Origin of the sequence: Photorhabdus kayaii, assembly GCF_025384895.1 — a bacterium.
Lineage (GTDB): Bacteria > Pseudomonadota > Gammaproteobacteria > Enterobacterales > Enterobacteriaceae > Photorhabdus > Photorhabdus kayaii.
Window position 1 is genome coordinate 1 of the sequence record NZ_JAJAFZ010000154.1, and the last position, 2467, is coordinate 2467.

Genomic DNA, 2467 nt, shown 5'->3' on the forward strand with positions numbered 1-2467 from the left:
ATATTAATCTTGTTATTGTTAACTAAGATAACCATTTTGTTCTCCTATTTTTTTGAATAGCCCGTTCATTAGTAAATGTATCGGTCCTTTGCCCCATAAGATCAAACTGAGTTCCTCCTCCTTTATAACCAAACAGACTTCCCATATTAAATGCATTACTGTCTACAACAATTACGTAGAAAAAAACAAATAAAGCCAAACAATATAAAATAACCTAGATAACCATAATGACGTATTTTGAAGGCTTATTTCCATTTCAAAAACAAACTCTTTTATGAATTCAATATTATTTCTATGTGCAAATTTTCTTTTTGAGAAAAATCTGCAATGAATAAGAAAAACAAGAATTGCAAACACTCCAATAAAATAACCAGCAAAGGAAATTAAATTTTCATTTTTAATAAATTCAAACAAAATTCCAGACATATAAATAACAAATAATATTATCATGGAAAAATTAGCAAGTTTGTTTTTATTAAAAAAACAAAAATCAAAAAAGAGCAACGGAGATTTTACACTTCTTAGTGAAACTTTTTTGTTCAAGCCAAAATAGATGAAGCAGGCAAGAAATCCCAACAGACTCAAGACCATCAAAATAAACGGAATATATACAATCATGCTCACTTATCCTTAAACTGCGTATTACCGCGAAGAAGCTCGCTCTTTAACGGCATTTTTCAAGATAACTTTCTCATCGATGAGGTATTAGCATCTATTGTCTACTTCACCAAGATACCAATGTTCTGAGTAAAAAGGGTTACCTCTTGGCGATACTTATCCCTGACAACAGAACGACAACTGGTATCCCCCTGACAGTTGACCAGTTCCTCACTCCTTGAACGATTCTGGTCAACGCTTAGCTGATTATTGTCTACAACAATCCTGACCAGAAGGCCAGAATTCTTATTAGCTAAGAACCGGGAGGGGGAAATTTCTCTTTGCTTTCTTTTAGGTTAGCTAAAATCGACGCTCCAATACCTAAAGGTATCCCTCCTGCAATACCCACTTTAGCAGCATATATAACATCATTAAGACTAAAGTCTATTTCGCCAAATTGATAATAAGCAATCATTCCGACGACAAATCTTATAAGTAAGGTTGTAATAAATAACTATGCAATAGTGGATAGAGTCAGAAAAAACAATCGTAGATTTCATTTTTTACTCCAGTTTTTATTTAACTTCTCTTCTACTGTACTGCCCGCAACTTCAGAGCTTATTGCACCAGAACCCGCACCAATGGCTTCAGCAACAGCTCCTGATACTACAGGTTTAAATTTATCAGTAACTACTTTACCGGTCCCTGCACCTATCACGTTACCAATACCTGCACCAATTACAGGCGATAAAGGATCTTTCCCTTGCAATTTAGCGCCTGCATAGGCACCAGTAATACTCGCTATTTCTGTAAACCAAAAGCCTTTGCCTTGTGTTACTGCCCCCGTTCCCGTGGCTATCAATGCGTCAGTCATGTTCACGGGGCCATTTGTCAATTGATTACTAACATTAGCGGTTCCACTGATGATACCTCCAGCAAAAATACTTCCCACTGTTGCTCCTGATGGTAGTAACAGTGGTGCTGCTACCGTGGACATTCCTGTCCCCCAAGCGACTAACAACCCTCTTACCGGATCTTGCCCTTCCGGGTGATCACCTTTGGCATGTTTTGACAATGCCGCTGAAATCTCTTGAAGAGATTTACCTTCATTTAACATCGCGGTAGCCAGACTGGATGCTGACCGACCGTAATCCATCATTCCTTTGGGTAAGCTCAGGGCATTATTATCCGCAACAACCCATTCCATTGCGAAGTGAGCCAGAGAACAGCGATTTTCCCTGTCCACTCAGTCAGTTACAACCCGTTTTTTCCGATGTGCGTTCACCGCCGTACCCAAAATCCCCTGACGCGCTTTTCGCCCCTGAACGCCGGTTTTTCCCGCCGCGCTCTGGTCAGGGTAGCGCCTTTTTCGGCAACGGGCGAACGTCGCCCAACTTGTTTGGGCGGCGGGTGCCCGTTCTGCGGGCGCGGGCGGCAGAGAGCCCGCAAGCGGCGCCCCTGTGACGCTCGGGGGCACCAGGGTTTCGGGTTGCGCATGACCTTGCATGACCTCGCGATTTTGTTCAGGGAAGCCCTCGGGGGCTGCACGGGGCGGAGATGGCGAGCACGGAGACGAGCAACGGAGCGCAGCGCAGTGTGAGCCAGCGCAGCCAGTGCAGCAGGGTTGGGGCGGGGGGAAGTCAATGAGCGGAGGCCGCAGGCCGACCTGCCTTCAGGGTTGTTGGCCGGACGTTGGCACGGCAGCTAAAGAAGAACACGGGTTTTTGCCGAGGACTGGCTCAGCGGCTGACAGCAGAAGGCGTCAGCCTTGTGCGCCACACCCGCTAATGCTGACCCGCGGGGGCGCAAGACATAATGCCAATTATACGCATTAAGCCGCTCATCGATGCTCAGGCGGTTGCCCTGGCTC

4 protein-coding genes are annotated in these 2467 nt (G+C 44.6%); 1 reads left to right on the forward strand and 3 read right to left on the reverse strand.

The annotated features are described in order from the left end of the window. Window positions 1-171: 171 nt before the first annotated feature. The 3 genes from LGZ98_RS23435 to LGZ98_RS23445 form a co-directional block, all read right to left on the reverse strand. Window positions 172-618, reverse strand: a complete 447-nt coding sequence (locus LGZ98_RS23435; RefSeq protein ID WP_113044208.1) for a hypothetical protein — start codon at window positions 616-618, stop codon at window positions 172-174. 292 nt (window positions 619-910) lie between these two features. Then, complete coding sequence (locus LGZ98_RS23440; protein WP_158536622.1) at window positions 911-1072, reverse strand: hypothetical protein; 162 nt, start codon at window positions 1070-1072, stop codon at window positions 911-913. Between the two features lie 81 nt (window positions 1073-1153). Further along, window positions 1154-1843, reverse strand: a complete 690-nt coding sequence (locus tag LGZ98_RS23445) for a hypothetical protein (protein ID WP_262978695.1) — start codon at window positions 1841-1843, stop codon at window positions 1154-1156. A gap of 259 nt (window positions 1844-2102) precedes the next feature. Between LGZ98_RS23445 and LGZ98_RS23450 the strand changes: the two genes are divergently transcribed. Further along, a complete protein-coding gene (locus LGZ98_RS23450; RefSeq protein WP_113044211.1) occupies window positions 2103-2432 on the forward strand; it encodes a hypothetical protein in 330 nt (109 codons plus the stop codon). Window positions 2433-2467 lie beyond the last annotated feature (35 nt).

Excerpts from the sequence above, each read along its gene's own strand:
- LGZ98_RS23435 (WP_113044208.1), bottom strand. The coding sequence starts at position 618 with ATGATTGTATATATTCCGTTTATTTTGATGGTCTTGAGTCTGTTGGGA.
- LGZ98_RS23450 (WP_113044211.1), top strand. The coding sequence starts at position 2,103 with ATGACCTCGCGATTTTGTTCAGGGAAGCCCTCGGGGGCTGCACGGGGC.
- LGZ98_RS23440 (WP_158536622.1), bottom strand. The coding sequence starts at position 1,072 with ATGATTGCTTATTATCAATTTGGCGAAATAGACTTTAGTCTTAATGAT.